A 26,047-nucleotide genomic window follows, 5' to 3' on the forward strand; every position below is an offset into this window, starting at 1 on the left:
TTTATTGATTAAATTTACCTAATTCGACTTTTGTTTGAAACGCAGTGATTCATCGCGCAAACGGGCAAACGTCTTCCAAAACTGCGCTTCCTGAGTGCTCGCAAAGTTAATACGCATCAGGCTACTGGGTGTACGCTGCGCATGAAACAGGGCACCCGGTGCGAGCAGGTAGCCCTCGTCCAACATGCGCTGACTCAGCGCATCGGTGTCCACCCCGGTTTCCACCCAGCCGAACAGGCCTACCGGGTCCGCTGCAAAGGTGCAGCCGTGGGCGAGCGCCAGTTTTACGCTGCGGGCGCGGGCCGCGTCCAGCTGGGTGCGAATGCGCTCGGCGTGCCGGCGCAGCTGGCCCTGGTCGATGCACCAGGCCATCGCTTTTTCCAGCAAGGCGGGCGTGGTCAAGGTGGAGAGCAACTTGGTGTCGAGCAAGCGCTCGGCCAAGTCTTTGGGTGCGGCCAGGTAGCCCACGCGCCAGTTGGGCGCGAGGATTTTGGCAAAGCCCGCCACGTAGATAGTGCGCTGCAAGCCATCAAGCGCGCACAGCCGGGTGGCGTGCTCGGGCGCGAAGTGGCTGTAGGTGTCGTCTTCGACGATATGAAAATCGTGCTGGTTCGCCAACTGCAGGATGCGATACGCACTGCTGGGCGAAAGGCAAAACCCCGTGGGGTTGTGGAACACGCTCACGCTCACAAAAAGCTTGGGTTTGTGCACCTCGCAGTATTTGGCCATGACCTCCAAGTCGGGCCCGTCGGCGCGGCGCGGCACTGGCAGGATGCGCATGCCCAAGGCATCCAACCGCGCAAACTCCACGGCCCAGCCGGGCTCTTCGACCATCACGTAGTCGCCCGCGCGCAGCAGGGTGCGGCTCACCACGTCCAGGGCATGGGTCGCGCCCATGGTGGTGATGATCTGCTCCGGCGCGGCGTGCACCGCCAGCCCCGCCAGCTTGGTCGACAAGGCGCGGCGCAGCCCGATGTCGCCGGCCGGCTCGCCGTATTGCAACGAAAAGGCGTTCAGCGCCTCCACACTGCAACTGCGGCGCACCGCGGTGGCCAAAAAGGTAGTCTCCAGCCATTCTTTGGGCAGCACGCCCATGCCGGGCTGGGGCTTGTTGCTCACCCCGTGGAACATGCCGCGTATCAGCGCCGTGGCGTTGAGCGGCGCGCGCTGGCGGGGCATGGTCAGCATCAAACTGCCAGCTTCAGCGCCGGCCTCATTTGCTCCTGAAATAGTAGCTACTTGCGCACTATCCATGGGCGCCAGTGGCACTTCTCGCACATAAAACCCACGGTTGCGGCGCGCCTCGATCAGGCCCTGCGCCAGCAGCTGGTCATAAGCGGCCACCACGGTGGACGGGCTCACCTTTTGTTGCTGTGCACACAGACGCACCGAGGGCAGACGCGCGCCGGGCGCCAACAAGCGGTCGCGAATCCGTTGGGCGAACACAGCGCAGAGCTGCTCGGCCAGGGTCTGGGCGGCGGTTTTCATCAACATAGGGAGGCTCTCAGGGCAAGGCTGTAACGGTCGTGCCAGCAATACAGATTGCAGGCTGTTTAGCAAAACTGTACTGTAAGTGTGCTGTTTTTCAAAGTACAGTGAATCGCATGAATTCCAAAAACGAAACACGCGGCCTCTGGCTGGGCCTGCTGGGCGTGGCGATCTTTGCTGTCACTCTACCCATGACCCGTCTGGCCACTGGTACCGCCGATGCACCCCAGCTTTCGCCCTGGTTTGTCACGCTGGGCCGCGCAGCGCTGGCTGGCGGTTTGTCGATCGTGTTTCTGCTGGCTACCCGCTCCCGCTGGCCCACCCCCGAGGAGTGGCGCCCACTCAGTATTGCCACGCTGGGCAATGCGCTGGGCTTCCCGGTGCTCATCGGCTATGCGCTGCGCACCATCAGCGCCAGCCATGCCGCCGTCATCATTGCGCTGCTGCCCTTGGCGACCGCTGTGGTGGCGGCCCTCGTCATGCACCAGCGTGCGCGGCTGGGCTTTTGGCTCAGTGCCTGCATAGGCGCTGCGCTGGTGATGGGCTTTTCGCTCTGGCGCGCCATGCAGCATGGCCCGGGCTTGGGCTTGGAGTGGGGCGATGTGCTGATGCTGGGCGCTGTGGTGTCTGCCGCGCTGGGCTATGTGTACGGCGCCAAGGTCACGCCTACGCTGGGTGCAGAGCAGGTCATTTGCTGGGTGTGTGTGCTGGCGCTACCCGTCACCCTGCCGGGAGCTTTGCTGACCTGGCCGGAGCAGACTATTCGTGCCAGTTCCTGGTGGGCACTGGGCTACGTGGGCGTGTTTTCCATGTGGGCGGGATTCTTTGCCTGGTACCGCGGCCTGGCGTTGGGCGGCACGCTCAAGGTCAGCCAGGTGCAGCTACTGCAACCGTTCTTGAGCATTCTGGCGGCCATTCCGCTCCTGGGTGAGTCGCTCGATCTGGTGACCGTGGGCTTCTGCTTTGCAGTGGTGGCGACCGTGTTCATCGGCAAACGTTTTGCCTCCAGCCCGGTACCGCCGCCGCTGCGCGCCACCCCCACCCACCTGCCGGGGGCTGCGCCATGAACACCGAAACCCTTGTGGCCGCCGGCGTTTTTGCGGTGGTCAGTGCGGTCACCCCGGGGCCTAACAACACCATGCTCATGGCATCGGGGGTGAACTTCGGCTTCCGGCGCTCGCAGCGTCACTTGTGGGGCGTGAACCTGGGCTTTACCTTCATACTGCTATGTGTGGGCTTGGGGTTGCATTCGGTGCTCGACCGGTTTCCGCAGTTTTACGATGTGCTGCGCTACGTGGGCTCCGCCTACATGTTGTGGATTGCCTGGAAACTGGCCAGTGCCCGACCGGCAGCACCCGCGCATGGCACCCAAGGCACCGAGCCCGCAGCGATTCACCAGCCCATGGGTTTCTGGGCGGCAGCAGCGTTTCAGTGGGTGAATCCTAAAGCGTGGGTCATGGGCATTACCTGCATGAGCACCTACCTCGCGGCCGACGCACCGGTCAGTCAAGTGGCACTGCTGGCTGGCGTGTTCATGGTGCTGGGCGCCCCGTGCTCGGCCTTCTGGCTCGGCTTTGGCCAAGCCATGCGCGGCCTGCTGCAAGACCCGCTGCGCCTGCGCATCTTCAACATCACCATGGCGCTGGCTTTGGTGGCCTCGCTCTACCCTATGCTCACGGGTTGACCCGGAATTTTTCAAGAGACGACAACCATGACGAATACCACCCACTGGACCCTGGCCGAACGTGCCGCCAAGATGAACCCCTCGGTGATCCGCGAGATCCTCAAAGTCACCGAGAAGCCCGGCATCATCAGCTTCGCCGGCGGCCTGCCCAGCAGCAAAACCTTCCCCGTGGCCGAGTTTGAAGCGGCGTGTGCCAAGGTGCTCCAAGACGACCCTGCAGGCGCACTGCAGTACGCGGCCTCTGAAGGCTATGGTCCGTTGCGCGAACTGGTGGCCGCCCAGTTGAAGGCGCAAAGCGCCGCCGCCGGCGTGACCTGGAATGTGGACCCCGCGCAAGTGCTCATCACCACCGGCTCGCAGCAGGGCCTGGACCTGGTCGCCAAAATCTTGATCGACAAAGACAGCAAAGTGCTGGTCGAGTCCCCCACCTACCTGGGCGCGGTGATGGCATTCACGCCCATGGAACCGAACGTGGTGAGCGTGGCGAGCGACGCCGAAGGCATTGACATCGCCGACCTGGCCGCCAAGTCTGCCGACGCCCGCTTTTTGTATGTGCTGCCCAACTTCCAAAACCCCACCGGCCGCAGCATGACCGAGGCGCGCCGCGCGGCACTCAGCGCAGAAGCCGCCCGCAGTGGCCTGCCCATCATGGAAGACAACCCCTATGGCGACCTGTGGTTCGACCAGGCGCCCCCTGCGCCGCTGACTGCGCGCAACCCCGAGGGGGGCATATACCTTGGCTCGTTCTCCAAGGTGCTGGCACCGGGTTTGCGCATGGGCTTTATCGTGGCGCCCAAGGCGGTGTACCCCAAGCTGCTGCAAGCCAAGCAAGCGGCGGACTTGCACAGCCCCGGCTTCAACCAGCGCCTGATTTTTGAGGTGATGCAAAACGGTTTCCTGGACCGCCATGTGCCCACCATCCGCGCACTCTACAAGTCGCAGCGCGACGCAATGCTGGAAGCGCTGGCCAAGCATTTCCCCGAGTCGAATGGCCCGGACTCTGTCAATGCCGACAGCACCTTCACCTGGAACACCCCGGCCGGTGGCATGTTCTTGTGGGCGCGCCTGCCTGCCGGCATGAACGCCGTGGACCTGCTGCCCCACGCGGTGGACAAGGGCGTGGCCTTTGTGCCCGGTGCGCCGTTCTACGCGGGACAGTCGGATGCCCGCGCCATGCGCCTGAGCTTTGTGACCCCCAGCGTGGAAGAAATCCACCGCGGTGTGGCCGCCCTGGCCGAAGCCATCCACGCCCAAAGGAGCTGAACATGACGGTCCATATCTGGGGGCGCCTGAGTTCGCTCAACGTACGCAAAGTGGTGTGGGCCGCGCAAGAAACCGGCGTCGCCTTTACCCGCAGCGATGCGGGCATGGCCTTCGGGGTGGTCAAAACCCCCGAGTACCTGGCCATGAACCCCAATGCCCTGGTACCCACGCTGCAAGACGGCGACTTTGTTCTGTGGGAAAGCAACGCCATCGTGCGCTACCTGTGCGCCAAGTATGGCAATGACCATCTCTACCCCCAGGACCTAGCCCAACGCTTCAACGCCGAGCGCTGGATGGACTGGCAACAAACCACCCTGAATCGTGACAGCGGCGCAGCGTTTTTGCAGTGGTTCCGCACCCCGGAAGACAAGCGCGACGCGGCCGTGATTGCCCGATCGGTGGCCGCCACCGAACCCGCCATGGCCCAGCTCAACGACCATTTGGCCACCCGCACTTGGATGTGCGGCGAGCGTTTTAGCATGGCCGACATTCCGGTGGCATGTGATGTGCACCGCTGGTTCGCCTTGCCCCAGCCGCGGCCTGCTTGGCCGCACCTGGAGCGCTGGTTTGCGGCCATCCTGGCGCGCCCGGCCACGCGCGGTGTGCTCGACCTCCCTATTTCATAACGCTCCACCCTAGAAAGGCTCCTCGTGCCCCAGCTTCGCCCCTTCGCCCAAGTCGATGTGTTCACTGCCCAGCCGTATCTGGGTAACCCGCTCGCCGTCGTGCTCGACGGCAGCGGCCTGAACGATGCGCAGATGCAGGGCTTTGCACGATGGACGAACTTGAGCGAAACCACCTTTTTGCTGCCACCCACGCCAGAGGCGGCAGCGCTTGGTGCGGACTACCGGGTGCGCATCTTCATCCCCGGCGGCGAAATGCCCTTTGCCGGTCACCCCACGCTGGGCAGTTGCCACGCCTGGCTGGAGGCCGGTGGCACGCCCCGAGCCAAGGACCGCATCGTGCAAGAGTGCGCCAAAGGCCTGGTGCAAATCTGCCGCGATGGCAGCCGCCTGGCCTTTGCGGCCCCCTCGTTCCAGCGCAAAAACCCCAGCCCCGGCCTGCTGGCACAAGTAGCCCATGCACTGGGCCTGACGGCCAAGCAAATCATCTCGGCCCAGCACTTGAGCAACGGCACCGACTGGCTGGGCGTGCTGGTGGACGACATGCAGTCCGTGCTGCAGCTGCAGCCTGACCGCCCCGCGCTCAAGAACTTAGGCGTCAAAGTGGGTGTAGCCGCCGTAGATAGTGCGCGGGCAGCTCCTGATTCCATAGCAGATAGGCTAGAGGTGCGCGCCTTTGCCGCACTCAACGGCATCAACGAAGACCCGGTCACCGGCAGCCTGAACGCCAGCTTGGCCCAGTGGCTGATTGCGGACGAATACATGCCCTCCAGCTACGTGGTGCACCAGGGCACCTGCATCCAGCGCGAAGGCCGCATCCACATTCGCCAAGACGCCAGCGGCCAAGTCTGGGTGGGCGGTGACTCGGTCACCTGCATCCGTGGCACCGCCACGCTCTAAAACCCCACTTCCGTTTCCGGAGCTTTTATGCGCCAACGCCTTTTCAAGCAGGTGGACGTGTTCACCGCCCAGCCCTACCTCGGCAACCCACTGGCCGTGGTGCTGGACGGGGGCGATCTCAGCACCGAGGACATGCAGTCCTTTGCCCGCTGGACTAACTTGAGCGAGACCACGTTTTTGCTGCCCCCTACGCCCGAAGCCGCTGCCCAAGGCGCGGACTACCGGGTGCGCATCTTCACCCCCGGCAGCGAACTGCCGTTTGCGGGTCACCCCACATTGGGTAGCTGCCATGCCTGGCTGCAGGCCGGTGGCATGCCCAAGGCGGCTGGCACTATCGTGCAAGAGTGCGCCAAAGGTTTGGTCCAACTCAAGCGCGACGGCACCCGCCTGGCCTTTGCCGCCCCCAGCCTGGAGCGCCGCACGCCTAATGCGGATTTGCTGGCCCGCGTCGCCCAAGCCCTGGGGCTGCAGGCCCAGCAGATTCTGGCCGCGCAGTGGCTCAACAACGGCCCCACCTGGCTGGGCCTGCTGCTCGACAGCATGGACACCGTGCTCAGCCTGCAGCCGGATGCTGCCGCGCTCAAAGGTTTGGTGCCTGGAGTAGGTGTAGCCGGCGTGGACATTGCGCTAGCCGCTCCTGATTTGATAGTACGCAGTAACCGCGAGGCGCGCGCCTTCATCCACCCGGACGGTGCCCGCGACGCTAGCGCCAGCACCGCAGATGACGACACGCCCTCCGTGGAGGTGCGCTTTTTCGCGCCCGACATCGGAGTGCTGGAAGACCCAGTTACCGGCAGCTTTAACGCCAGCCTCGCCCAATGGCTCATAGCCGATGGCATCACCCCAGCCCGCTACGTGGCCGCCCAAGGCACCTGCATTGGCCGCGCCGGTCGCGTGTTTATTGAGCAAGACGCGCAGGGCCAAGTGTGGGTGGGTGGCGACTCGGTCACTTGCATTGAAGGGAAGGTCACCCTGTGACTACGCCGCTGGATGCCTGGCTGCACGCCCCCATGGCCGCGCAACTGGCGCTGGCGTGGACCACCTACCTGATAGGCACCGCCAGCCCCGGCCCCAGCAACATGGCCATCATGGGTATGGCCATGAACGCCGGGCGCCGCCCCGCGCTATGGCTGACGCTGGGCATTTTGAGCGGCTCCTGGTTCTGGGGCGTGCTGGCGGCACTAGGTATTTCGCAGCTGCTGGCCAGCTTCGGCGCCGGGCTGATCGCCATGAAAGTGCTGTGCGGTTTGTACCTGCTGTGGCTGGCCTTCAAGTCGGGCCGCTCGGCCTTGCGGCCTCACGCCTCTGCAGTAGCGGCCACATCGCAGGCGGTGGATGCCCGCAGCCTCTATTTGCGTGGTTTGGCCATGCACCTCACCAACCCCAAAGCCGTGTTGAGCTGGCTGGCCACGGTCACCGTGGGCATTCCTGCCGGCGCTTCGCCCCACATGGCATGGGTGGTGGTGGGCGGCTGCATGGTCATGGGGGTGGGCATCTTCGGCGGCTATGCGCTGGCGTTTTCTACCCCGACCGCGCGCCGCGTCTATGCCCGTGCCCGCCGCGGGCTGCAAGGCCTGCTGGCCGCCGTGTTCGGCATGGCCGGGCTGCAGCTGCTGCGCACCAGCACCCACGCACATTGAATTTCACACTGCTTCAGGATCCACCATGACAGCCAACGCCCTGCTCCCCACCCTGCAAGACATCGAAGCCGCGGCCCAGGTGGTGTACCGCGAATTCGGCCCTACCCCGCAGTACCGCTGGGGCCAGCTCTCCAGCCTGCTGGGCGCGACCTGCTGGGTCAAGCACGAGAACCACACACCGGTGGGCGCCTTCAAAATTCGTGGTGGCCTGACCTACTTTGACCAGCTGGCCCAACGTGGCGCCATGCCCGCCCAAGTAGTGGGTGCCACACGCGGCAACCACGGTCAGAGCGTGGGCTGGGCCGCACGCGCCCACGACGTGCCCTGCACCATCGTGGTACCGCACGGCAACTCGGTGGAAAAGAATGCCGCCATGCGCGCACTGGGCGTCAACCTCATCGAACACGGCACCGACTTTCAAGAGAGCCGCGAATTCGCCATCCAGCTGGCCCAAGACCGTGGCGCCCACATGGTGCCCAGCTTCCACCCCGACCTGCTGCGCGGCGTAGCCACCTACTGGTGGGAACTGCTCAAGGCGGCGCCGGAGTTGGATGTGATCTATGTGCCCATCGGCCAGGGCTCAGGCGCCTGCAGCGCCGTGGCCGCCAAGCGCGCGCTGGGCCACCGTGCCCGCATCGTCGGCGTGGTGAGCGCGCACGCCACCACCTATGCCGATTCATTCGCAGCCGGCAAGGTCATTGAGGCGCCAGTCACCACCCAACTGGCCGACGGCATGGCCTGCCGCGTGGCTGACCCCGAGGCGCTGGAGATATTGATGGGCGCCATCGACCACCTCGTACAAGTGACCGACGCCGAAGTCGCCCAAGCCATGCGCGACATCTTCGCCTGCACCCACAACGTGGCCGAAGGTGCGGGGGCTGCCAGCTTTGCTGCCGCCATGCAAGAGCGGACAAGCCTGCAGGGGCAGACGGTGGGAGTTACCTTGTGCGGAGGGAACGTGGACTCGGCGGTGTTTGCCGGGGTGCTACGGAATTAATAGCTGCTTGCACAGTGTCTATGAGCGCTGGGGGCTTTAAGCTATAGAAATCCACACCAATTTAGCTCAGGAAAAAACCGATTCAGACAGATAAACTGGGCGGCATCGTCGGGGTGTACTGTGACCACTTGAACAGCCGGAATGCAACAGAAGCTAACGTTTAAAAGAATCACCCGATTGGGGGATGTTCAAACTGGTTCCTAGACGGAACAATCCACCTGAAACCTGTTAATTCTTTCCTTTCTATCGGGTGTCTTCGTTATGCATCTACTCGCAGCCTACCAGACCATTGCCCTATTGATTTTTTGCTTAATTGTTTGCGGGTTTTGGCAACCGAACCAAAACAGAAGTAAAGCGAATCTAGCAATTTCCCTAGGGCTTGTTGTCTTGGCCTGTTTACATGCTCAATACATGGTCGACCTCTCTGAATTGATGGACGTGCTAGCTTCAGCAGGCAAAGCCACAGCAGAAGAGACCGCCAAAGCAAAGGCAATAACGAGCATTTGGGCTGGCATAGCATCCTTGATTGTTGGCGGTATAGGTGTGAACTTAATGAGTAGTTGGTTCGACTCTTGAACTCATCATCGCCTCGACCGAAAATTCCTTGTTGTCATACCCGATTCCGCTTAATTGATTGCTCAAAGGCTATGCAGTAGGGAAACGCTTATGGAACTAAAAGATTTCGTCAGAGAAACTCTCGCACAGATCGCAGCAAGTGTTGAGGCGGCTCAAACTGAAGTGAGAGATGCCGATGGTTTTGTCAATCGCGCCGCATCGGTCTGGAACGAGCAGGAGCAGGACAAGTCACGGTTTCTGCGCGCTAGCTTCTGGGCAAAATATCTTTCTTGTCGATTTCGATGTAACCGTGACTGTGATTGAAGCTACAGAAACTGAAGGCAAAGCGAAGCTAAATGTGGCAGGCCTGCTCAATATGGGCACTGGCGGCCAGTCAAATGCCTCAAGTACGGCTACCAATCGCATTTGTTTCAAGGTACCACTTGCAATGCCCGTAGATGCCGTCTCGCTGGAGGAATTGCAGCGGCAAGATCAAGCGCTTGCTGAAAGGCGTCGCCGACAAACAGAGCAAATTCGGGCGCACAACCAAAGCATTTCTGCACGGTGGCCGTAAGGCAGAGCCTAACGTGTGAGATGGACGCAGCAGAAGCGCAGGGCCCCTCAACTTTATGTTGCCGGTTACTTCAAAGCGCACCTGGTGTCTTCAAGCAGCCTACTTCTGCCCAAGCTGCCTAAAGTCGCTTCAGAGCAACTCGCTAGCCGAACCCCTTCAGATCAAAGGCCGAAAAGCAAACGGCCAGCAAGTGGCACCCCCCGTTCTGGGTGCTGACCATGGTGACTTCGCGGCTCTCGGTCTAGCTCCTTGACGCAATTTGTGCTGCGTAAGGCTTTTGAGGTAGCTGATGGGTTTGATGTGGGTATGAAGTTGCATAGTTCGGCGTCCTGGAACACTTGAGTGGGCTTGCCAGACTGATTTTAGTTCTTTTATAGTTCGACTCAATTGCTCTTAATTTCATAGCTGCTGTCGCACATTTAACAAGCGCCAAGTGCCGATTGGGCTTAAATCCACCCCATGGGAAATCTCTATCTGGTGCGCCACGGGCAGGCCTCTTTCGGGGCGGCTGATTACGACAACCTGAGCGAACTCGGCCACCGGCAGAGCGTGCGGCTGGGTGAGTACTTGGCGGGCAAAGGCTTGCAGTTTGAGGCGGTGATCACCGGCACCCTCAAGCGCCACGCCCAAACCTGGGCGGGCATTGCCCAAGGCGCGGGCTACACCCACCAGCCGCTCGCATGGCCGGGCCTGAACGAGTACGACAGCGAAGCTGTCATCAAAGCAATTCATCCCGCGCCCCTCGAAAAACCCGATACGCCCGAGATGTACCGCCACCACTTCCGGCTACTGCGCGACGGCCTGACCCAGTGGATGAATGGGGTGGTCAGCCCGCAGGGCATGCCCAGCTACGACGACTTTGTGCGCGGGGTCACCAGCGCGCTGGAGCATGTGCGCAAGTCGCACACCGGCAATGTGCTGATCGTCAGCAGTGGCGGACCTATCTCTACCGCGGTGGGCCACGTGTTGGGCACTACGCCCGAGACCACGATTGAGCTGAACCTGCGTATCCGCAACAGCTCGGTGACCGAACTGGCCTACACCCCCAAGCGCCACATGCTGGTGACCTACAACACCCTGCCCCACTTAGATGACGCAGCCTATGCGGATTGGGTGACTTACTCCTGAAGGTGTCGCGCTCGCGCCGCTGAAGAAGCCCTTGGCGGCTCTGGCATAGCTCGTGCTTGGTGACCTGTGTTGGAAAACACAGAGGAACACAATGCACCAAAAAGGTCTGCCCTCCATTGCGCTATGGATGGGCATCGTCGCGCTGAGCTGGTCGTTAAACACCCACGCACAAACAACAGCGTCCATTCCAGAGGTAGCACCGGTTGCCACCGTTGCCACAGAACCTTCTCCGGCACCCGTGCCACCAGTTGCGGCACCCACACCCACCCGGCCCTACATGGCCAAGCAAGACAGCATCAATGCGGCCGACACCGCCTGGATGATGACCAGCACCGCACTGGTGTTGCTGATGACGCTGCCCGGTATTGCCTTGTTTTACGGCGGCATGGTGCGCAAAAAGAGCGTCATCAACACCATGGCCAGTGTGGTGGCGGTGGCGGCCTTGCTGAGCCTGCTCTGGTTTGCAGTGGGCTACTCGCTGGCCTTTACGCCGGGCACGGCCTGGCTGGGCGGGACCGAGCGACTGTGGTTCAGCGGGCTGGGCTACCTCAAAGAGGCCGGCATGGTGGCCGTGAGCCATGTGGCGCCGAATATTCCGGAGTCGGTGTACGCGATGTTTCAGCTCACCTTTTTCATCATCACCGGGGCACTCATTGTGGGCGCGCTGGTCGAGCGCATGCGCTTCTCGGCCATGCTGCTGTTTATTGGCATGTGGTCGGTAGTGGTGTACGCCCCGATAGCCCACTGGGTGTGGGAGCCGGGCGGCTGGCTGGTGCAAATGGGCGTGCTCGACTTTGCGGGCGGCGCGGTAGTGCACATCAACGCGGGGGTTTCGGGCCTGGTGTGCGCCTACATGCTGGGTGCCCGCAAGGGCTATGGCAAAGAGCCGTTTGAGCCCTTCAACCTGGGTCTGACCATGGTGGGCGCAGGCCTGCTGTGGGTGGGCTGGTTCGGCTTCAATGCCGGCTCGGCGGTGGCGGCCGATGGGCGGGCGGGCCTGGCCATGGCGGTCACGCACCTTGCGGCATCCGCCGGCGCCATGAGTTGGATGCTGGGTGAGTGGGTCATGCGTGGGCGCCCCTCTTTGCTGGGGCTGTGCTCGGGCTTGGTGGCCGGGCTGGTGGCTATCACCCCGGCGGCAGGTTTTGTGTCGCCCAGCGCGGCGGTGATCATCGGCCTGGTGGCGGGGGTGACCTGCTACTGGGGCGCGACCGGCCTGAAGCGCATGCTCAATGCCGACGACTCACTGGATGTATTCGGGGTGCACGGCATAGGCGGCATCGTGGGGTCCTTGCTCACCGGGGTGTTTGCCAGCAAAGGCATTTCAGGCATGAGCGGCAGTGTCGCCACCCAAGCGCTGGGCGCGGTGGTGGTGGTGGTCTACAGCGGTGCAATGAGCTTTGCGCTGCTCTGGCTGACCAAGGTGATCGTGGGCCTGCGGGTCGATGACAACGCAGAGTTGGTGGGCCTGGATGTGTCGCAACACCGTGAGCACATCGGGGGTTGATCGGGTGGTTTGAAACAAGTTGCGGCCCTCAGCGGCTGCCAAGGAGTGTTGCATGTTGAACAGCGAGAAACTGGCGATTGCCGCCCATTTGCACGTGCTGCTGCGCCGCAAAACCGGCCGGGTGACCGATACCGAGTGGATGGCCAGCAACACCGAGTACGCCGCTGAAATCATCCGCTTTGCGCGCGCAGCCGCCAAAGACGACGGCCATGCCGACCTCGGCGAATGGGCCGCCAAACTGGAGCTCGCCATGGAGCCGCAGCACCCCCACCGCACGACCAGCCGCGACAAGCTGTTCGGCATGCTGGGGGGCAACACCCGCCCGGCACCACTGCCCGGCGCATCCGACTCGCTGCTGGGCGCTGCTGATGCGGGTGGGCACCGGTACATACGCGGCATCCGCTAGCGGCTGTGGCCCAGCCGGGGCCTATCACCGGCACAATCGGCGCATGCTGTGTTTATCCTTTCGCCTGTTGGCCTGTGCGGCCATGGTGTGCGCCACCACTCTGCACGCCAGCCCCATGCTCCGCTGCGAGCTGACCTACGCTGGCACCACCCAAACTCTGGAGGCCACGCCGGTGGACGACCCGTACCCGGTGGCATCGGTCGATGTGGGTGGGCGCTTTTTCTTTAAGGCAGTGGTGGTGGGCCGTGGCGCGCAGCCCGAGTACATCAAAACCTATGCCTACCTTGATACCCGCACCCAGCCGGTGCTGGTGCAGCAGGCGAGCTAATTCCCACCATTCATGGCAACACCGGGTGGCCAACGACTGACCGGCCGGCAGTTTGTCTATGCAGGCCCGGTCGAGCGCGAGCTGCAATACGAATGTGTACTGCACGGGGTGCAACCATGAAGCGCCTCAGCATTAACAACATGCTCGGCCTGCTGCTCGCGGGCACTATCGCTTTGCTGGGCCACAGCGCGACTTTTGCGCAAGCGGTGCAGCAGGCCAAGAACACGGCGGACGAGGTCACGCTCGTGTTTGCCGGAGACATCGTGCTTGACGATGTGGCGGGTGCCATGATCGAGTGGGGGCAAGACCCGTTTGGCGGATTCAAAGACTTTTTTGCGCAAGCCGATATCCGCATTGGCAACCTGGAATGCGTGGTGGCCACCACCGGCTCGGCGGGCGATAAAAACTTCACCTTCCGTGCCCACCCGCGGACCTTGCCAGTGCTCAAGCGTCACTTCGATGCGCTGGCCCTCGCCAACAACCACTCGGGCGACTATGGCCGCGAGGCATTTGCCGAAATGCTCACCCTGCTGCCTGCGGCCGGGCTGCAGTACTTTGGTGGTGGCCGCAACTTGAAAGAGGCCCATGCGCCGTTGATATTGGAACGCAAGGGCTTGCGGATTGCACTGCTGAGCTACAACGAGTTCATGCCGCGCAGCTTTGAGGTGGACTTTGATGCCCCGGGCATCGCCTGGAGCGAAGACGAGCAGGTGGTGGCCGACATACGCGCCGCCCGAACCGTGCACCGCGCAGACTTGGTGATACCCGTCATGCATTGGGGGTGGGAAAACGAGTTGGTGGCCAACAGCCGCCAACGCAGCTTGGCTCGCCGCATGGTGGATGCAGGTGCCGACGCGGTGATCGGCGGGCATCCGCATGTCACCCAGGATATTGACTACCACCAAGGCAAACCCATCGTCTACAGCGTCGGCAACTTTGTGATGAAGGAAACCGACAACGACAACCAACGCCGCGCGTGGGTGCTGAAGTTGCGCCTGAGCGCACAAGGTGTGCAGGCCTTTGAGACCCGGGCTGTCAAGATTGACCTGCAGGGCATCCCCGCCCCGGACCCGACCCGCGCCACCCCGTGCTGGCGCCGTGGCGAGGCGGGTACCCGCCTGTGCACCCCCGCCGACTGAGCTAGGCCCGCGACCTTACGGTGTCGCCGGGCAGTGCGTGAATTTCGGCCAGCAGGGCGGCAAGGGCGCGACCTGCGGCAGACAACACCGCCTCGCCCTTGGCGGCTGTAGCGGCAGCTGCGTTGCCGACGGCGCCTGCGGGGTTGTAGTCCTGCATTTGCCAGCCTAGTTTGGCGCTTTTGCCGTTGCCGAGAATCGGAAAGGCCTTGGCCCGGTCTTCGGAGGTCGATGCGAAATTTTGAGCGTGCGCCATGTCCACCAAATCGGACCGCAGGGCGCGCATCATCGAGGTTTCCACGTCCCCCGCGTGAATGCCAAACCGGTGCTCGTGGGCGCTGAATAGTGCATTTACATCGGTACCGTCGGGCGCGGTGAGGGGCAGGCCGAACCAATTGACGCTGTACACCAGCATGCCGAGCCGGGCGCGCAGGTCACGCGCCACCACATCCATCAGCCCGACTTGGCCGCCGTGGCTGTTAAACAGTACCAGGCGCTTTACCCCGGTGGCGGCCACGCATTCGCCGATTTCTGTCCAGATGCGGATCACGGTTTCGGCTCTGAAGGTCAGCGTGCCGGCAAACTCCGCGTGTTCAGGGCTGTAGCCCACGGCCTGGGTGGGCAAAAACAGGGCGGGCACCTCGGGGGCGATATGGGGAAGCGCATGCGCCACCACGCCATCCACCAGCGCACTGTCCACCTGCAGGGGCAGGTGCGGGCCATGTTGTTCGGTGGCGGCCACTGGCAGCACAGCAATCAGATGGTCGAGGGTACCGGCCGCGCGGGCAGCTTCAAATTGCGGGCTGGTCCAGTCAGCCCAGAAACGGGAGGGAGGGTGCATCACTCCATCTTAACCAGCGGTATTTTCAGTTGCGATCACCGGGGCCACAAGCGGCATGCGGATACGGAAGCACGCCCCCGAGTCCGGCAGGTTGCTCACATCGATGCTGCCGCCCAGGGTTTTGGTCACCAGGTTGTAGACGATATTGAGCCCCAGACCACTCCCGCCTTGGCCCAGACGGGTGGTGAAGAAGGGGTCAAACACCCGGGCGAGGTGCGCTTGGGGGATGCCGCGTCCGTTATCCGACACCAGAAGTTCGAGGCGGCTGTCGCCATCCAACCGGGCAGTAATTTGAATCGTGCCGGGTGGGCCGTTGTCGTCGAACGCATGAATCAGGGCGTTGTTCATCAAATTGGTGAGCACCTGCCCCAAGGGGCCGGGGTAGCTATTGAGCTCGACGTCGTGCGGGATATCGGTAAGTACTTTGTGCGGCGATTTGCGGATGGTGGGCCCCAGCGTCAACAAAATTTCGGCCACTGTGTGATGCAACTCAAAACTGCGCCGGTTCAGGCTGGTCTGGTCGACCGCCACTTGCTTGAAGCTAGACACCAGCTCTGCCGCATGTTGCAGGCCACGCATCAATATGCCGGCACCTTGCTGGGTGTTGGCCACAAACTCGTCCAGCCGGCTGCGGGTCAAGCCTTTGCTCATGCTTTGCGAAAAACTATCCGCATGGTCTTGCAGGGTGCTGGCCACGGTCAGGCTGTTGCCAATCGGTGTATTGAGCTCATGGGCAATACCTGCCACCAATGAGCCCAGTGCCGACATTTTTTCGGCCCGCACCAGCTCAGACTGGGCCGCGCGCAGTTGCCCCAAAGCATCGGTCAGCTCTTGGGTGCGCTCTTGGACACGGTGCTCGAGGGTGGCGTTGAGCTGGAGAATGTTTTCGTCGTAACGGTGCTGCTCGGTGATGTCGTCAAACGCCATGATCAGCACCTGCTGCCCCCCCAGCGTCACCACTCGGCCGGACAGGTCGCAATAGATCTCGGCCCCATGCAAGCCGCGGCTCATCCACGCCTGAAAGTTGGACAGCTCCCCGGTTTTGCGCACGATCTCCAGTGCGTTCTGGCGCACGCTCAGGTCTTTCCAGATGCCTACCCGCTTGCCGTTGGTTCCGATCACGCTGGCGCGGTCCATGCCGAACACACGGCCCCACGCGGAGTTGACATCGAGGGTCCGTACCTCGTCGCCCATGCTCGACACTGACATGGCCACCGGCGAGGCATCAAAAATCGCGGCAAATTTGGCCTGACTGTCGCGCAGCGCCTGCTCGGTGCGGGCCCGCTCTTCGAGCTCGCGCTGCAGCGCCAGTGTTTTTTGCTCGCGCTCGCCGAGCAGAGCGCCGAGGTCTACCCGCATGGTGTCGAGCGCGTTGGAAAGCTGGCCCATCTCGTCATTTTTGGGGCTGGATACCGACTCGGACAGATCGCCGCGGGCCAGGCGCAAGGCACTCTCCCGCAAGCGCAGCATGGGCTGCACGATGCGGCGACTGAACAACGGCCAGATAAAAGCAAACGCCAGCACTACCTGCAACAATAGTGCACCAACAAACCGCAGGAGCTCATCACGGGACTCCGCCTGCACCTGCAGCGTGGACATGGTGACGCGCAAGTTGCCGACCCGGGAGCCGTTGTAGATGATGTCGCGCTCTTCTTGCCGTTGGTTGTCGATATCGCCTGAGGCGTCGCCTCGCTTGACGAAAGGCTCACCGAACTCGTCGGTCACGGTGACGCTCACCACGTCGGGGTTGCGCATCACGGCTTCGACCAGCTCGATCGCGACACCCCGGTCCAGATTCCACACCGCCACAGCCATACCGCGCGACAGTACGTCGGCATATTGCTTGAGGGGAGCTTCGACTCGCAGTGCGACCTCGGTCTCCAGCTTGCTGGTGACCTGAAAGCCGGCGAAAAACAAGGCGGGCAACAAAATGCCGGCAGCCACCCCGAGCATCAGCGTTTGGCGCAGCGAAAAACTCGGGAACTTCACGCGGAACGGGCCTTTCCGAAGGTTGTACAAAAGTGCTGACGCAGTATGGCCGCGGGTAGGGTACGGGTCAAGCGCACAAAGCGCAGGTGCAACAACCGTGCCTGTTTGCACTGCCTGTTATAACCCAGCGCAAGTACCCCAACCCTCGCAAGCCAACCCCACGGCCCGCCCCGCGCGAGGAACTATTGCCCGCCTTTGTGGCTCTGACCAGCAGATGAACGACTCCTCTTTTTACGCCCGCGTGCGCCGCCTGCCTGCCGCTCTCTTTTTTATAGCTGCCTGCGCACTGTTCCCGGGGGCTCATGCCCAATTGGGGCCCGCAATCAGCCCGACGCTAGGTGGGCCGACTGCAAGCGCAGCTGCAGGAGCCACAGTGCGCACCGAGCAAGTGAGCGCTGAGTTGCTGGTGCATGCACCCGACGGGCTGACACCGGGCAGCACCCTCTGGCTGGGTTTGCGACTACAACACCAGCCGCATTGGCACACCTACTGGAAGAACCCCGGCGACTCTGGCCTGCCCACCCTGCTGCAGTGGACGCTGCCGCCTGGCCTGAGTGCCGGCGAGATTGCCTGGCCGTCCCCGCAAAAGATCGCCATCGGCACCTTGGCCAACTTGGGCTACGAGGGCGAGGTGCTGCTGCCGGTACCCGTGCAGGTAAGCCGCGACTTCCAGGCCACCGGGCTGCCCCCGGGCGCTGAGGTGCAGCTGGCGGCTAGCTGGCTGGTGTGCCGCGAAGAATGCATTCCCCAAGAAGGCCGTTTCAGCTTGCGGATACCGGCCCAAGGCTCCACTGCGCTGCACACCGGCCTTTTCAAGGCGGCGTGGGCCGCCGCGCCTCAGGCATTTACAGGCAAGTTGCAAGTCACTGCCGAGCCCGAAGGCCTGCGCCTGCAGGCCAGCGGCCTGCCCGCTGCGTGGGTGGGCCAAGCCCTCCAAGCTTTGCCGGAAACTGCCGAGATACTCGATACCCCGGCTCTACCATCGCGCGCCGACCTGCTGCACACAGGCACGCTAAAGCTCCGCCAGCAGGGCTGGGATGGCACCACCTGGCAGGCATGGCTGCCTTACGCAGCCCAGCGATACACCGCCCCCGAACGCTTGGCGTGGGTGTTGAGCGCAGGCGGCGCAGGCAGCCTGCGCGCTGAAGTGCCAGTGGCCGGCACCTGGCCGCCCGTCGCGACAAGGGCAACGGTGTCTCCCGTCTTGCTGGAGGCGCTGGAGACCAATGCGCGCAACACAGCCACACCACCCGCCGCTCCGGCCAACTGGGCGTGGATGGTGGCTGGCGCGCTGCTAGGCGGCTTGATTTTGAACTTGATGCCCTGCGTGTTCCCGGTGCTGGCACTCAAGGTGCTGGCTTTTGCCGGCCAAAGCGCCCAGCCCCGAAGCCAACAGCGCACCCAAGGCGTGGCCTACACCGCTGGAGTGGTGCTGTCGTTCATGGCGCTCGGTGGCTTGCTGCTGGCACTGCGCGCCGGAGGCGAGCAGCTGGGCTGGGGCTTTCAGCTGCAGTCCCCTGCCGTGATTGTGGGGTTGGCCTTGTTGTTCACCCTGTTGGCGATGAACCTGGCCGGCTGGCTGCACATCGGCAGCGTGGTGCCTGACCGCTTGGCCGGGCTGCAACTGCGGCACCCGGTGGCCGAGGCATTTTTGTCGGGCGTGTTGGCGGTGGCAATTGCCTCGCCCTGCACCGCGCCGTTCATGGGCGCGTCGCTGGGCTACGCCATTACATTGCCGGGCGCGCAGTCTTTGGTGTTGTTTGCGGCACTCGGCTTCGGCATGGCCTTGCCCTATCTGCTGGCGAGCTGGTGGCCCGCCGTGGGCCGGATACTGCCGCGCCCCGGTGCCTGGATGGAGACCTTCAAACACTTTCTGGCCTTCCCGATGGCGGCTACCGTGGTGTGGCTGGTGTGGGTGCTGGGACATTTGGCCGGTGTGGACGGTGCGGCCAGCTTGCTGTTACTGCTCTTGAGCGTGGGCATCGGGGTCTGGGCGCTGCGGCAAACCGGTCGTGCCAAAGCGACCTTTACTATCATTTCAATAGCTGCTTGCGCAATATCTATGAGCGCTACATGGCAATTTGGCTTAAAAGTCGCGGAAGAACCCGCCGCGCGCACCACCGGTACCGCACCGGCAGGCGGCAACTGGCAACCGTGGTCCGATGCCGCAGTGCTAGCCGCGCTGCAGCAAGGAAAGCCGGTGTTTGTGGATTTCACGGCCGCTTGGTGCATCACCTGCCAGGTCAACAAGAAAACCACCTTGGGCCAAGCCGAGGTAGAGGCCGCATTTGTTGCCAAACAAGTCACCCTGCTGCGGGCAGATTGGACCCGGCGTGACCCTGCCATCACCCGCGCGCTGGAGCAACTCGGCCGCAGCGGCGTGCCGGTGTATGTGCTGTACGCCCCGGGGCGCAGCCCACAAGTGCTGACTGAGTTGCTGACGCCCGGCGAGGTGCTCGGCACCCTGGCCACCTTGTAAGCGCCCACACACCTTCGCCCGACCGACCACCATGCCCTCCATCGACACCGACACCCTTCACTCGCTGCTGTTCCCGCCCCGCACCGTAGCGGTGGTGGGCCTGTCGCCCAAGCCGCACCGCGAGAGTTTTAAGGTCGCGGCCTATATGCAGCGGCAGGGCTGGCGCATCGTGCCGATCAACCCGAACGCCGCCGAAATTTTGGGCGAAAAGGCCTACCCCAGCCTCACCGAGGCCGCGGCGCATGAAACGATTGCCATGGTGAACGTCTTCCGCAACAGCGAGGATGTGCCGCCGGTGGTGGATGAGGCGATTGCCATCTGCGCTCCGGCGATCTGGCTGCAACTGGGCATCCGCCACGACGATGCCATGGCCCGCGCCCGGGCGGCTGGTATGCAGACGGTGCAAGACAAATGCCTGTTGGTGGAGCACGCGCGCGCGGCCCGTTGAGGCGCTTGAACTGCGACAATCGGTCCATGACCGACATCACCCCCACCAACGCACCTTTCGCAGTCGAGGCCACCACCTTTGACGGCCTGCACAACCCGACCTTTCTGCAGGCTTGCATGCGCCAAGCGACGCCTCACACCCCTGTGTGGTTGATGCGCCAGGCCGGCCGCTACCTGCCGGAATACGTGGCCACTCGCGCTACCGCCGGTAGCTTCATGGGCTTGGCTACCAACCGCGACTACGCCACCGAGGTGACCCTGCAGCCGTTGGAGCGCTACCCACTAGATGCGGCTATTTTGTTCAGCGACATCCTGACCGTGCCGGACGCCATGGGCCTGGGTTTGTCGTTTGCTCAAGGTGAAGGCCCGCGTTTTGCCAGCCCCATCAAAAATGAGGCTGACGTGGCCAAGCTCGAAGTGCCCGACATGGCCAAGCTGCAGTACGTGTTTGATGCGGTGAGTAGCATCCGCAAGGCCCTCACGGTGGACGGCAAGGGCCGCGTGCCGCTGATTGGTTTTAGCGGCAGCCCCTGGACACTGGCCTGCTACATGGTCGAAGGCAAGGGCAGCGACGACTACCGCCTGGTCAAAACCATGCTGTACAGCCGCCCCGACCTGATGCACCGCATGCTGGCCATCAACGCGGACTCGGTGGCTGCTTACCTGAACGCACAGATCGACGCCGGTGCCCAAGCGGTGATGGTGTTTGACAGCTGGGGCGGCGTGCTGGCCGATGGCGCGTTCAAAGAGTTCAGCCTGGCCTACACCGCACGGGTGTTGAAGCAGCTCAAGCGCTTCGGCACCGATGGCAAAGTGGTGCCACGCATTGTGTTTACCAAAGGCGGCGGCTTGTGGCTGCAAGACATGCAGGCGCTGGACTGCGAAGTGCTGGGCCTCGACTGGACGGTTAACCTTGCCAAAGCCCGCGCTTTGGTGGGCGGCATGGAGAACTGCTCTGGCAAGGCACTGCAAGGCAACATCGACCCCAATGTATTGTTTGCGCCACCGGCTGCTATCGAAACCGAAGTGGCCAAGGTGCTGGACAGTTTCGGCTCACCTTATCAAGGCAGCGGCACCGGCCCCACCCACATCTTCAACCTGGGCCACGGCATCAGCCAGTACACCCCGCCGGAGCATGTGGCGGCACTGGTAGCGGCGGTACACAGCCACTCCAAAAGTTTGCGCGCTTGATCGGTTACCACGTTTTTTTTGAAAAAACAAAGTTTCTAGTTCTTAGTTATGCACAAAAATGGCGATTTAGGGTTAACCCTTAACCCCCTTGGTAGGAGCAGCGCTACAAAACCGATAGCGCTCCTAAGTGATTGATTTATATAGATTTCTGTTTTTGCTTTTTTTCTGGGCAGCGTAAGAAAAACCTTGATTTATAAGGCCTGAAGCGCGGCTCAAGGCACATATCAACAAAGTTATCCACAGAAAACCTGAATCAAATGCAAATCACTTGTAAATCAAGCACTTAGCCTTCATTCCGCAAGTTCACCTCAAGAAGACGCCCCAAGTGACATTCCGTATCACGAGAAGTCAGATGACCTCCGGACCCTACCCATGAGCCATTGGCTGCCCGTTTTGGTGCACACGCCGGCGCATGCGGCGCTCGGGCCGGTGCTCACTTACCGCAGTGAACAGCTTCTGCTGGCCGGCACCTTGGTGCGGGTGCCCTTGGGCAAGCGGGAGACACTGGGTGTGGTGTGGGACGCGGCAACGGCAGAGGCCACCGGCGAGTTTGACCCTGCCAAGGTGCGTGACATAGCCGGTGTGCTGGAGGGCATTCCGCCCTTGAGCCGCGCCTGGCAGCAACTTTTGAGCTTTACCGCGGCCTACTACCAGCGTTCTGCTGGCGAAGTGGCGCTAGCGGCCCTGCCCCCGCAGCTGCGCGAGCTGAACCCTGAGCAAATGGCGCGCCGCCTCAAACGCAAGAAAGTGGATGCAGGCGCCGGCGGCGCCGTGCTGGTTGCACCGGCACTCACGCCCGAACAAGCCGCTGCGATTGCGCAAATTGACACCAACCCCGGCCCTTTTCTGCTCTTCGGCGCCACCGGTAGCGGCAAGACCGAGGTGTATTTGCACTGCGTACACAAGCTGCTGGCCGCCGACCCGGATGCCCAAGCCCTGGTCATGGTGCCGGAGATCAACCTCACCCCCCAGCTCGAAGAGCGCTTCAAGGCGCGCTTTGCGCCGCTCTACGGCGAGCAAGCCGTGGTCAGCCTGCACAGCGGCATGACCAACCCGCAGCGCCTCAAAAGCTGGCTGAGTGCGCACGGGGGTGCGGCTCGCATCGTGCTGGGTACGCGGATGGCGGTGTTTGCCAGCCTGCCCAAACTGCGACTCATCGTGGTCGATGAAGAGCACGACCCCAGCTACAAAAGCGGCGAAGGCGCACGCTACTCAGCGCGCGATCTGGCGGTTTACCGCGGCAAGTTGGAGGGTGCCAAGGTCATCCTCGGCTCGGCCACGCCCTCGCTAGAGAGCTGGCACCACAGCCGCCCGGCCGAGGAAGGCGGGCGCTACCTGCGCCTGCACATGCCCAGCCGGGTGGGCCAGTCTTCCAGATTACCGCTGGTGCGACGGGTGGACATGAACCACCAGCCCCGGCGCGCCATCTTCTCGACCCCGCTGATTGCGGCCATCACCGAGCGGGTGGCGCGTGGCGAGCAGGTCATGGTGTTTTTGAACCGGCGCGGCTACGCCCCGGTGCTCACCTGCGAAGACTGCGGCTGGAAAAGCGAGTGCCTGCACTGCAGCGCCTTCCGCGTGTTCCACAAGATCGACCGCACCCTGCGCTGCCACCACTGTGGCTTTACCGAGCGCGTCCCGCGCGCCTGCCCGGACTGCGGCAATGTGGACATCGCCCCCTTCGGGCGCGGCACCGAGCAGCTGGAAGAGCACTTGGCCGAGTTACTGGTGGATGTGCGCCGCCACGGCTCCGTGACCCCCGAGAACCCGGACGGCGAACATGTGCGCATTGCGCGCATCGACGCCGACAGCACAAAACTTAAAGGGCAGCTGGCAGAGCAACTGGCCGCCGTGCACGCAGGCGATGTGGATGTGCTGGTCGGCACGCAGATGATTGCCAAGGGCCACGACTTCCGCCGCATCACGCTGGTCGCAGCGGTGAACCCCGACGGCGCCTTGTTCAGCAGTGACTTCCGGGCGCCCGAGCGCTTGTTCAGTTTGCTGATGCAGGCCGCAGGTCGCGCGGGGCGGGATGCATCTCTGGGCGCGCAGAGCGAGGTGTGGCTGCAAACCTTCCAGCCCGAGCACGGCCTGTACGCCACCCTCAAAAAACACGACTACCCCGCCTTCGCAGCGCAGCAGCTCAAAGAACGCGAGCAAGCCAACATGCCGCCCTTCAGCGCGCAGGCCCTGGTGCGCGCCGAAGCCAAGACGCAGGAGGCTGCACAGGCGTTCTTGAACGCCGCCCGCACCTTCGCTCAAACCGAGATGGCCGCGTGGGACGGCTGGGCCGAAGCGCTGGCGCAAGTCTTCCTCTACCCCGCCGTGCCCATGGCCATCCAGCGGGTGGCCAATATCGAGCGGGCACAGATGCTCATCGAGTGCCCCTCACGCGCCACGCTGCAGCAGTTCCTGACCGCCTGGCAAAGCGTGCTCCACGCGACCCGCAGCCAGCCCGAATGCAAGGGTCTGATCCGCTGGGCGATTGATGTGGATCCGCTGGCGATTTGAAGCAAAAAGCGGGCTTGGCGCACATCCACTATGCACAAGCCACTACTTTTTACATAGCAAATCACAATGCTTGGACGAGACAAAGCGCCCTTTCCACGCTGTCTGCGGCCACACGAGTTCCGGGGAGTTTTCAAGACTTTTTAGTCCAGACGGCCTATTGCCCACCCCCTCCCCCACAAATATAGTCAACCCGTCAACTAGGGATGCTCATGAAACTCCAAAAAACCATCGCCGCCATGGCCATCGCGCTCTCCGGCGTAGCGGCACAAGCCACGGTTACCACTTCCGTCATCGGTAACACCACCACCTATACTGAAAATTTCAACGGCGGAACCAGCTTCAGCGCTGGCGCGTTCAACGCGCCGTTCACTTCGGACGACTACCTTTTGTTGACGTGGCCCGGCACCAGCACGGCAAGTTACAGCTTTTCCACACTGTCGGCCGTCCAGTCCCTGACCGTGAGCTTCTGGTACTCCGCAGCATCGATCGCCGCGTCGTGGAGCCTGTCCGGACCTTCCCAGACATTGGCGAATACCGGCCTTGGCTTTTTGCTGAACAACCCCGGCTCAGGCGGCCTGCCGGGTGCGGACCAGCATGTGTCCTACACTTGGAATAATCTGGCAGCCGGCCACTACACACTGGCTTTTGCGACCAACTTGGGCGCCCTCAAGGTAGACGATGTTCAGGTAGCCGTGACTGCGGTGCCCGAGCCAGAAACCTACGCCATGATGCTGGCCGGTCTGGGCCTGATGGCGTCCGTGGCACGCCGCCGCAAGACCAAGCAAGCTTAACAAGGTTTCGTTAACTGGAAAAAAGGGGAGCCGAGGCTCCCCTTTTTCGTTTCTATCCCGTAAGCGATAAGCACTTGGCTTTAGTGATCTAGCGGCAAAGCGCCCCTGGCCTTTTGCGCTTGCACCTCATGCGCCTGCACATCCACCACGTCGTCCGACGTAGGACGGACAAAGCCAGGCCCACTACGTGTCGGCCAATCGCCGCGCTTGAATTGCTGACGCGCCTGGTTGAACCGCTGAAAGGTGGTCACAAATGCCGGCTTGCGGCCGGTCAGCAAGGCTTTGAGCAGCACCCACACGACGCTCAGCAGCGCCACCACGATCAGGCTCAGGGCAAAGACGGCGGCTGCAGCGATGAGCACCAGTTTGAGTGCGGTGCGGAAAATGGCGGATACGAAATTCATCAAAGTGTCAATGTGTTTATTGTGCGCGCCGGAACAAAGCCACCAGCCTTTCCAAGGATTCGCCTCTGACGGCTGCAGATCAGCATCTTTTCAGGCACTGGCGCCCATAAAACCTGCGCGAGTAGCTATCAATTCAGTAGCAACTAAATTCCTACCATCAGCGCCACTGCACCCGAAAAGGTGAAAAAGGCCGCGGCGGTAGACACCAGAATGATGCGGGCAATGCGCCCATTGTCCGCACCGAAGCGCTCTGCCAGCAGCGATACATTGCTGGCGCTCGGGAGGGCCGCCAGCAGCACCAGCACGGTGAGGGCAAATTTGTCGATGTGCACCCCGAGGCTCACTGCCGACACGCCGACTAGCAGCACTAGCAAGGGGTGCAAAAAGAGCTTGATCAGTGCCACTGGCACATATTCCTGCCAATGCACTTCGTGGGATTTATCGTCCTTGGCCAGCATCTGCGAGCGGGCCAGCACCGCGCCGATGGTGAATAGCGCGACCGGCGACGCTGCATCGGCCAGCAGGCCCACCGTAGCAGCAACAGGCTTGGGTAACTCTAGCTGCAGCGCAGAAAACAAGGCTCCGAGCAATATGGACCAAGGCATGGGGTTGGCAGCGACCCCTTTGAGCGCATTTTTGGCAGCCTGCCCCGCCGATACGCCGCCCTGCGCAGGGTCACCGCCAAGGCGCGACAGCGCAATACACAGAGAGGAGGTGATCACCATGTCCACCAGAATCGTGACGATGGCAGGGCCCGCTGCCTTGGCCCCCAAGAGCGCGACCAACAGCGGCACCCCCATGAAGCCCGTGTTGGGGAAAGCGCCCACCAGTGCGCCAAAGGCCGCGTCATTCCAGCCGATGCGACCGTGCAGCGTAACGGCCACCACAAAAGCCACCATCACCAAGGCACACAGCAGGTAGGTGAGCGCGAGACTCACGTCTAACAGCTCACCGATGGGCGTGCTCGCACCGAAGCGGTAGAGCATGCACGGCAACGCGAAAAACAGCACAAAGCCATTGAGCCCGGGGATGGCCACCAGCGGCAGCATGCCCCGGCGGGCGGCCAGATAGCCGCAGAGCACCAAGGCAAAAAAGGGGAAAGCCACTGTCAGGATTTGCAGCATGGGGGACATTGTCGGGGAAATGCGGATGCACTCCGGTCACC

Annotated in this window: 26 protein-coding genes; 21 read left to right on the top strand and 5 right to left on the bottom strand. The window is 62.6% G+C overall.

Annotated features, from left to right (window positions below):
• Nucleotides 1-18: 18 nt before the first annotated feature.
• The gene (locus tag U5L73_RS00320) at nt 19-1,494 is read right to left on the bottom strand and encodes a PLP-dependent aminotransferase family protein (RefSeq protein WP_322560501.1); all 1,476 of its coding nucleotides are present in this window, start codon (nt 1,492-1,494) and stop codon (nt 19-21) included.
• A 110-nt stretch (nt 1,495-1,604) separates the two neighbouring features.
• Between U5L73_RS00320 and U5L73_RS00325 the strand changes: the two genes are divergently transcribed.
• From U5L73_RS00325 to U5L73_RS00400, 16 genes are all read left to right on the top strand, one after another.
• Nucleotides 1,605-2,555, top strand: a complete 951-nt coding sequence (locus U5L73_RS00325; RefSeq protein ID WP_322560502.1) for a DMT family transporter — start codon at nt 1,605-1,607, stop codon at nt 2,553-2,555.
• On the top strand, nt 2,552-3,172 hold the full coding sequence (locus U5L73_RS00330) for a LysE family translocator (RefSeq protein WP_322560503.1): 621 nt from the start codon (nt 2,552-2,554) through the stop codon (nt 3,170-3,172). Before U5L73_RS00325 ends, U5L73_RS00330 begins: the two co-directional genes overlap by 4 nt.
• Before the next feature lie 27 nt (nt 3,173-3,199).
• A complete protein-coding gene (locus tag U5L73_RS00335) occupies nt 3,200-4,435 on the top strand; it encodes a PLP-dependent aminotransferase family protein (protein WP_322560504.1) in 1,236 nt (411 codons plus the stop codon).
• Nucleotides 4,436-4,437: 2 nt separating this feature from the next.
• Entirely contained in the window at nt 4,438-5,061 is a 624-nt protein-coding gene (locus U5L73_RS00340) for a glutathione S-transferase (protein ID WP_322560505.1), read from the top strand.
• Nucleotides 5,062-5,085: 24 nt separating this feature from the next.
• Nucleotides 5,086-5,958 carry a PhzF family phenazine biosynthesis protein gene (locus tag U5L73_RS00345; protein ID WP_322560506.1) on the top strand — a complete coding sequence of 291 codons (873 nt, stop codon included), beginning with the start codon at nt 5,086-5,088 and terminating at the stop codon, nt 5,956-5,958.
• 27 nt (nt 5,959-5,985) lie between these two features.
• The gene (locus U5L73_RS00350; protein WP_322560507.1) at nt 5,986-6,936 is read left to right on the top strand and encodes a PhzF family phenazine biosynthesis protein; all 951 of its coding nucleotides are present in this window, start codon (nt 5,986-5,988) and stop codon (nt 6,934-6,936) included.
• Nucleotides 6,933-7,598, top strand: coding sequence for a LysE family translocator (locus U5L73_RS00355; protein ID WP_322560508.1), 666 nt, complete (start codon nt 6,933-6,935; stop codon nt 7,596-7,598). Before U5L73_RS00350 ends, U5L73_RS00355 begins: the two co-directional genes overlap by 4 nt.
• A 25-nt stretch (nt 7,599-7,623) precedes the next feature.
• Complete coding sequence (locus U5L73_RS00360; protein WP_322560509.1) at nt 7,624-8,595, top strand: threonine dehydratase; 972 nt, start codon at nt 7,624-7,626, stop codon at nt 8,593-8,595.
• Nucleotides 8,596-8,856: 261 nt separating this feature from the next.
• Nucleotides 8,857-9,171 carry a hypothetical protein gene (locus U5L73_RS00365; protein ID WP_322560510.1) on the top strand — a complete coding sequence of 105 codons (315 nt, stop codon included), beginning with the start codon at nt 8,857-8,859 and terminating at the stop codon, nt 9,169-9,171.
• 90 nt (nt 9,172-9,261) lie between these two features.
• Nucleotides 9,262-9,474 carry a hypothetical protein gene (locus tag U5L73_RS00370; RefSeq protein ID WP_322560511.1) on the top strand — a complete coding sequence of 71 codons (213 nt, stop codon included), beginning with the start codon at nt 9,262-9,264 and terminating at the stop codon, nt 9,472-9,474.
• Entirely contained in the window at nt 9,461-9,724 is a 264-nt protein-coding gene (locus U5L73_RS00375; protein ID WP_322560512.1) for a hypothetical protein, read from the top strand. The genes U5L73_RS00370 and U5L73_RS00375 overlap by 14 nt, the downstream gene beginning before the upstream one ends.
• Before the next feature lie 459 nt (nt 9,725-10,183).
• Nucleotides 10,184-10,852, top strand: coding sequence for a histidine phosphatase family protein (locus U5L73_RS00380; RefSeq protein WP_322560513.1), 669 nt, complete (start codon nt 10,184-10,186; stop codon nt 10,850-10,852).
• A 277-nt stretch (nt 10,853-11,129) separates the two neighbouring features.
• Entirely contained in the window at nt 11,130-12,359 is a 1,230-nt protein-coding gene (locus U5L73_RS00385) for an ammonium transporter (RefSeq protein WP_322561901.1), read from the top strand.
• Nucleotides 12,360-12,411: 52 nt separating this feature from the next.
• Nucleotides 12,412-12,765 carry a hypothetical protein gene (locus U5L73_RS00390; RefSeq protein ID WP_322560514.1) on the top strand — a complete coding sequence of 118 codons (354 nt, stop codon included), beginning with the start codon at nt 12,412-12,414 and terminating at the stop codon, nt 12,763-12,765.
• Between the two features lie 43 nt (nt 12,766-12,808).
• Nucleotides 12,809-13,093: a hypothetical protein gene (locus U5L73_RS00395; protein ID WP_322560515.1), complete on the top strand. Its 285-nt coding sequence runs from the start codon at nt 12,809-12,811 to the stop codon at nt 13,091-13,093.
• A 116-nt stretch (nt 13,094-13,209) separates the two neighbouring features.
• Complete coding sequence (locus U5L73_RS00400) at nt 13,210-14,232, top strand: CapA family protein (protein ID WP_322560516.1); 1,023 nt, start codon at nt 13,210-13,212, stop codon at nt 14,230-14,232.
• A 1-nt stretch (nt 14,233) separates the two neighbouring features.
• Here the strand turns inward: U5L73_RS00400 and U5L73_RS00405 are convergent, their stop codons facing one another.
• Nucleotides 14,234-15,070, bottom strand: a complete 837-nt coding sequence (locus U5L73_RS00405; RefSeq protein WP_322560517.1) for a creatininase family protein — start codon at nt 15,068-15,070, stop codon at nt 14,234-14,236.
• Between the two features lie 9 nt (nt 15,071-15,079).
• Nucleotides 15,080-17,059: an ATP-binding protein gene (locus tag U5L73_RS00410; RefSeq protein WP_322560518.1), complete on the bottom strand. Its 1,980-nt coding sequence runs from the start codon at nt 17,057-17,059 to the stop codon at nt 15,080-15,082.
• 214 nt (nt 17,060-17,273) lie between these two features.
• Between U5L73_RS00410 and U5L73_RS00415 the strand changes: the two genes are divergently transcribed.
• From U5L73_RS00415 to U5L73_RS00435, 5 genes are all read left to right on the top strand, one after another.
• The gene (locus U5L73_RS00415) at nt 17,274-19,538 is read left to right on the top strand and encodes a protein-disulfide reductase DsbD family protein (RefSeq protein WP_322560519.1); all 2,265 of its coding nucleotides are present in this window, start codon (nt 17,274-17,276) and stop codon (nt 19,536-19,538) included.
• 31 nt (nt 19,539-19,569) lie between these two features.
• Nucleotides 19,570-19,986, top strand: coding sequence for a CoA-binding protein (locus tag U5L73_RS00420; RefSeq protein ID WP_322560520.1), 417 nt, complete (start codon nt 19,570-19,572; stop codon nt 19,984-19,986).
• 26 nt (nt 19,987-20,012) lie between these two features.
• On the top strand, nt 20,013-21,176 hold the full coding sequence (gene hemE, locus U5L73_RS00425; protein ID WP_322560521.1) for a uroporphyrinogen decarboxylase: 1,164 nt from the start codon (nt 20,013-20,015) through the stop codon (nt 21,174-21,176).
• A 372-nt stretch (nt 21,177-21,548) separates the two neighbouring features.
• Entirely contained in the window at nt 21,549-23,687 is a 2,139-nt protein-coding gene (gene priA / locus U5L73_RS00430; protein WP_322560522.1) for a replication restart helicase PriA, read from the top strand.
• 209 nt (nt 23,688-23,896) lie between these two features.
• Nucleotides 23,897-24,478 (top strand): PEP-CTERM sorting domain-containing protein, encoded by a 582-nt coding sequence (locus tag U5L73_RS00435; RefSeq protein WP_322560523.1) that lies wholly within the window; start codon nt 23,897-23,899, stop codon nt 24,476-24,478.
• Between the two features lie 80 nt (nt 24,479-24,558).
• On the opposite strand, the gene U5L73_RS00440 is transcribed toward U5L73_RS00435, so the two are convergent.
• Together U5L73_RS00440 and U5L73_RS00445 are read right to left on the bottom strand one after the other, a co-directional pair.
• Nucleotides 24,559-24,882 carry a hypothetical protein gene (locus U5L73_RS00440; RefSeq protein ID WP_322560524.1) on the bottom strand — a complete coding sequence of 108 codons (324 nt, stop codon included), beginning with the start codon at nt 24,880-24,882 and terminating at the stop codon, nt 24,559-24,561.
• Nucleotides 24,883-25,025: 143 nt separating this feature from the next.
• Nucleotides 25,026-26,006 (bottom strand): AEC family transporter, encoded by a 981-nt coding sequence (locus tag U5L73_RS00445; protein ID WP_322560525.1) that lies wholly within the window; start codon nt 26,004-26,006, stop codon nt 25,026-25,028.
• Nucleotides 26,007-26,047 lie beyond the last annotated feature (41 nt).

It is taken from the genome of Rhodoferax sp. (genome assembly GCF_034520025.1).
Taxonomy (GTDB): domain Bacteria; phylum Pseudomonadota; class Gammaproteobacteria; order Burkholderiales; family Burkholderiaceae_C; genus Allorhodoferax.

What these genes read in the sequence shown, in the direction of transcription:
- U5L73_RS00380 (WP_322560513.1), top strand. Translation starts at nt 10,184, where the DNA reads ATGGGAAATCTCTATCTGGTGCGCCACGGGCAGGCCTCTTTCGGGGCG.
- U5L73_RS00405 (WP_322560517.1), bottom strand. Translation starts at nt 15,070, where the DNA reads ATGCACCCTCCCTCCCGTTTCTGGGCTGACTGGACCAGCCCGCAATTT.
- U5L73_RS00330 (WP_322560503.1), top strand. Translation starts at nt 2,552, where the DNA reads ATGAACACCGAAACCCTTGTGGCCGCCGGCGTTTTTGCGGTGGTCAGT.
- priA (WP_322560522.1), top strand. Translation starts at nt 21,549, where the DNA reads ATGAGCCATTGGCTGCCCGTTTTGGTGCACACGCCGGCGCATGCGGCG.
- U5L73_RS00370 (WP_322560511.1), top strand. Translation starts at nt 9,262, where the DNA reads ATGGAACTAAAAGATTTCGTCAGAGAAACTCTCGCACAGATCGCAGCA.
- U5L73_RS00325 (WP_322560502.1), top strand. Translation starts at nt 1,605, where the DNA reads ATGAATTCCAAAAACGAAACACGCGGCCTCTGGCTGGGCCTGCTGGGC.
- U5L73_RS00335 (WP_322560504.1), top strand. Translation starts at nt 3,200, where the DNA reads ATGACGAATACCACCCACTGGACCCTGGCCGAACGTGCCGCCAAGATG.
- U5L73_RS00420 (WP_322560520.1), top strand. Translation starts at nt 19,570, where the DNA reads ATGCCCTCCATCGACACCGACACCCTTCACTCGCTGCTGTTCCCGCCC.
- U5L73_RS00360 (WP_322560509.1), top strand. Translation starts at nt 7,624, where the DNA reads ATGACAGCCAACGCCCTGCTCCCCACCCTGCAAGACATCGAAGCCGCG.
- U5L73_RS00440 (WP_322560524.1), bottom strand. Translation starts at nt 24,882, where the DNA reads ATGAATTTCGTATCCGCCATTTTCCGCACCGCACTCAAACTGGTGCTC.
- U5L73_RS00395 (WP_322560515.1), top strand. Translation starts at nt 12,809, where the DNA reads ATGCTGTGTTTATCCTTTCGCCTGTTGGCCTGTGCGGCCATGGTGTGC.
- U5L73_RS00445 (WP_322560525.1), bottom strand. Translation starts at nt 26,006, where the DNA reads ATGCTGCAAATCCTGACAGTGGCTTTCCCCTTTTTTGCCTTGGTGCTC.
- U5L73_RS00415 (WP_322560519.1), top strand. Translation starts at nt 17,274, where the DNA reads ATGAACGACTCCTCTTTTTACGCCCGCGTGCGCCGCCTGCCTGCCGCT.
- U5L73_RS00365 (WP_322560510.1), top strand. Translation starts at nt 8,857, where the DNA reads ATGCATCTACTCGCAGCCTACCAGACCATTGCCCTATTGATTTTTTGC.
- U5L73_RS00350 (WP_322560507.1), top strand. Translation starts at nt 5,986, where the DNA reads ATGCGCCAACGCCTTTTCAAGCAGGTGGACGTGTTCACCGCCCAGCCC.
- U5L73_RS00390 (WP_322560514.1), top strand. Translation starts at nt 12,412, where the DNA reads ATGTTGAACAGCGAGAAACTGGCGATTGCCGCCCATTTGCACGTGCTG.
- U5L73_RS00320 (WP_322560501.1), bottom strand. Translation starts at nt 1,494, where the DNA reads ATGTTGATGAAAACCGCCGCCCAGACCCTGGCCGAGCAGCTCTGCGCT.
- U5L73_RS00340 (WP_322560505.1), top strand. Translation starts at nt 4,438, where the DNA reads ATGACGGTCCATATCTGGGGGCGCCTGAGTTCGCTCAACGTACGCAAA.
- U5L73_RS00435 (WP_322560523.1), top strand. Translation starts at nt 23,897, where the DNA reads ATGAAACTCCAAAAAACCATCGCCGCCATGGCCATCGCGCTCTCCGGC.
- U5L73_RS00400 (WP_322560516.1), top strand. Translation starts at nt 13,210, where the DNA reads ATGAAGCGCCTCAGCATTAACAACATGCTCGGCCTGCTGCTCGCGGGC.
- hemE (WP_322560521.1), top strand. Translation starts at nt 20,013, where the DNA reads ATGACCGACATCACCCCCACCAACGCACCTTTCGCAGTCGAGGCCACC.
- U5L73_RS00385 (WP_322561901.1), top strand. Translation starts at nt 11,130, where the DNA reads ATGGCCAAGCAAGACAGCATCAATGCGGCCGACACCGCCTGGATGATG.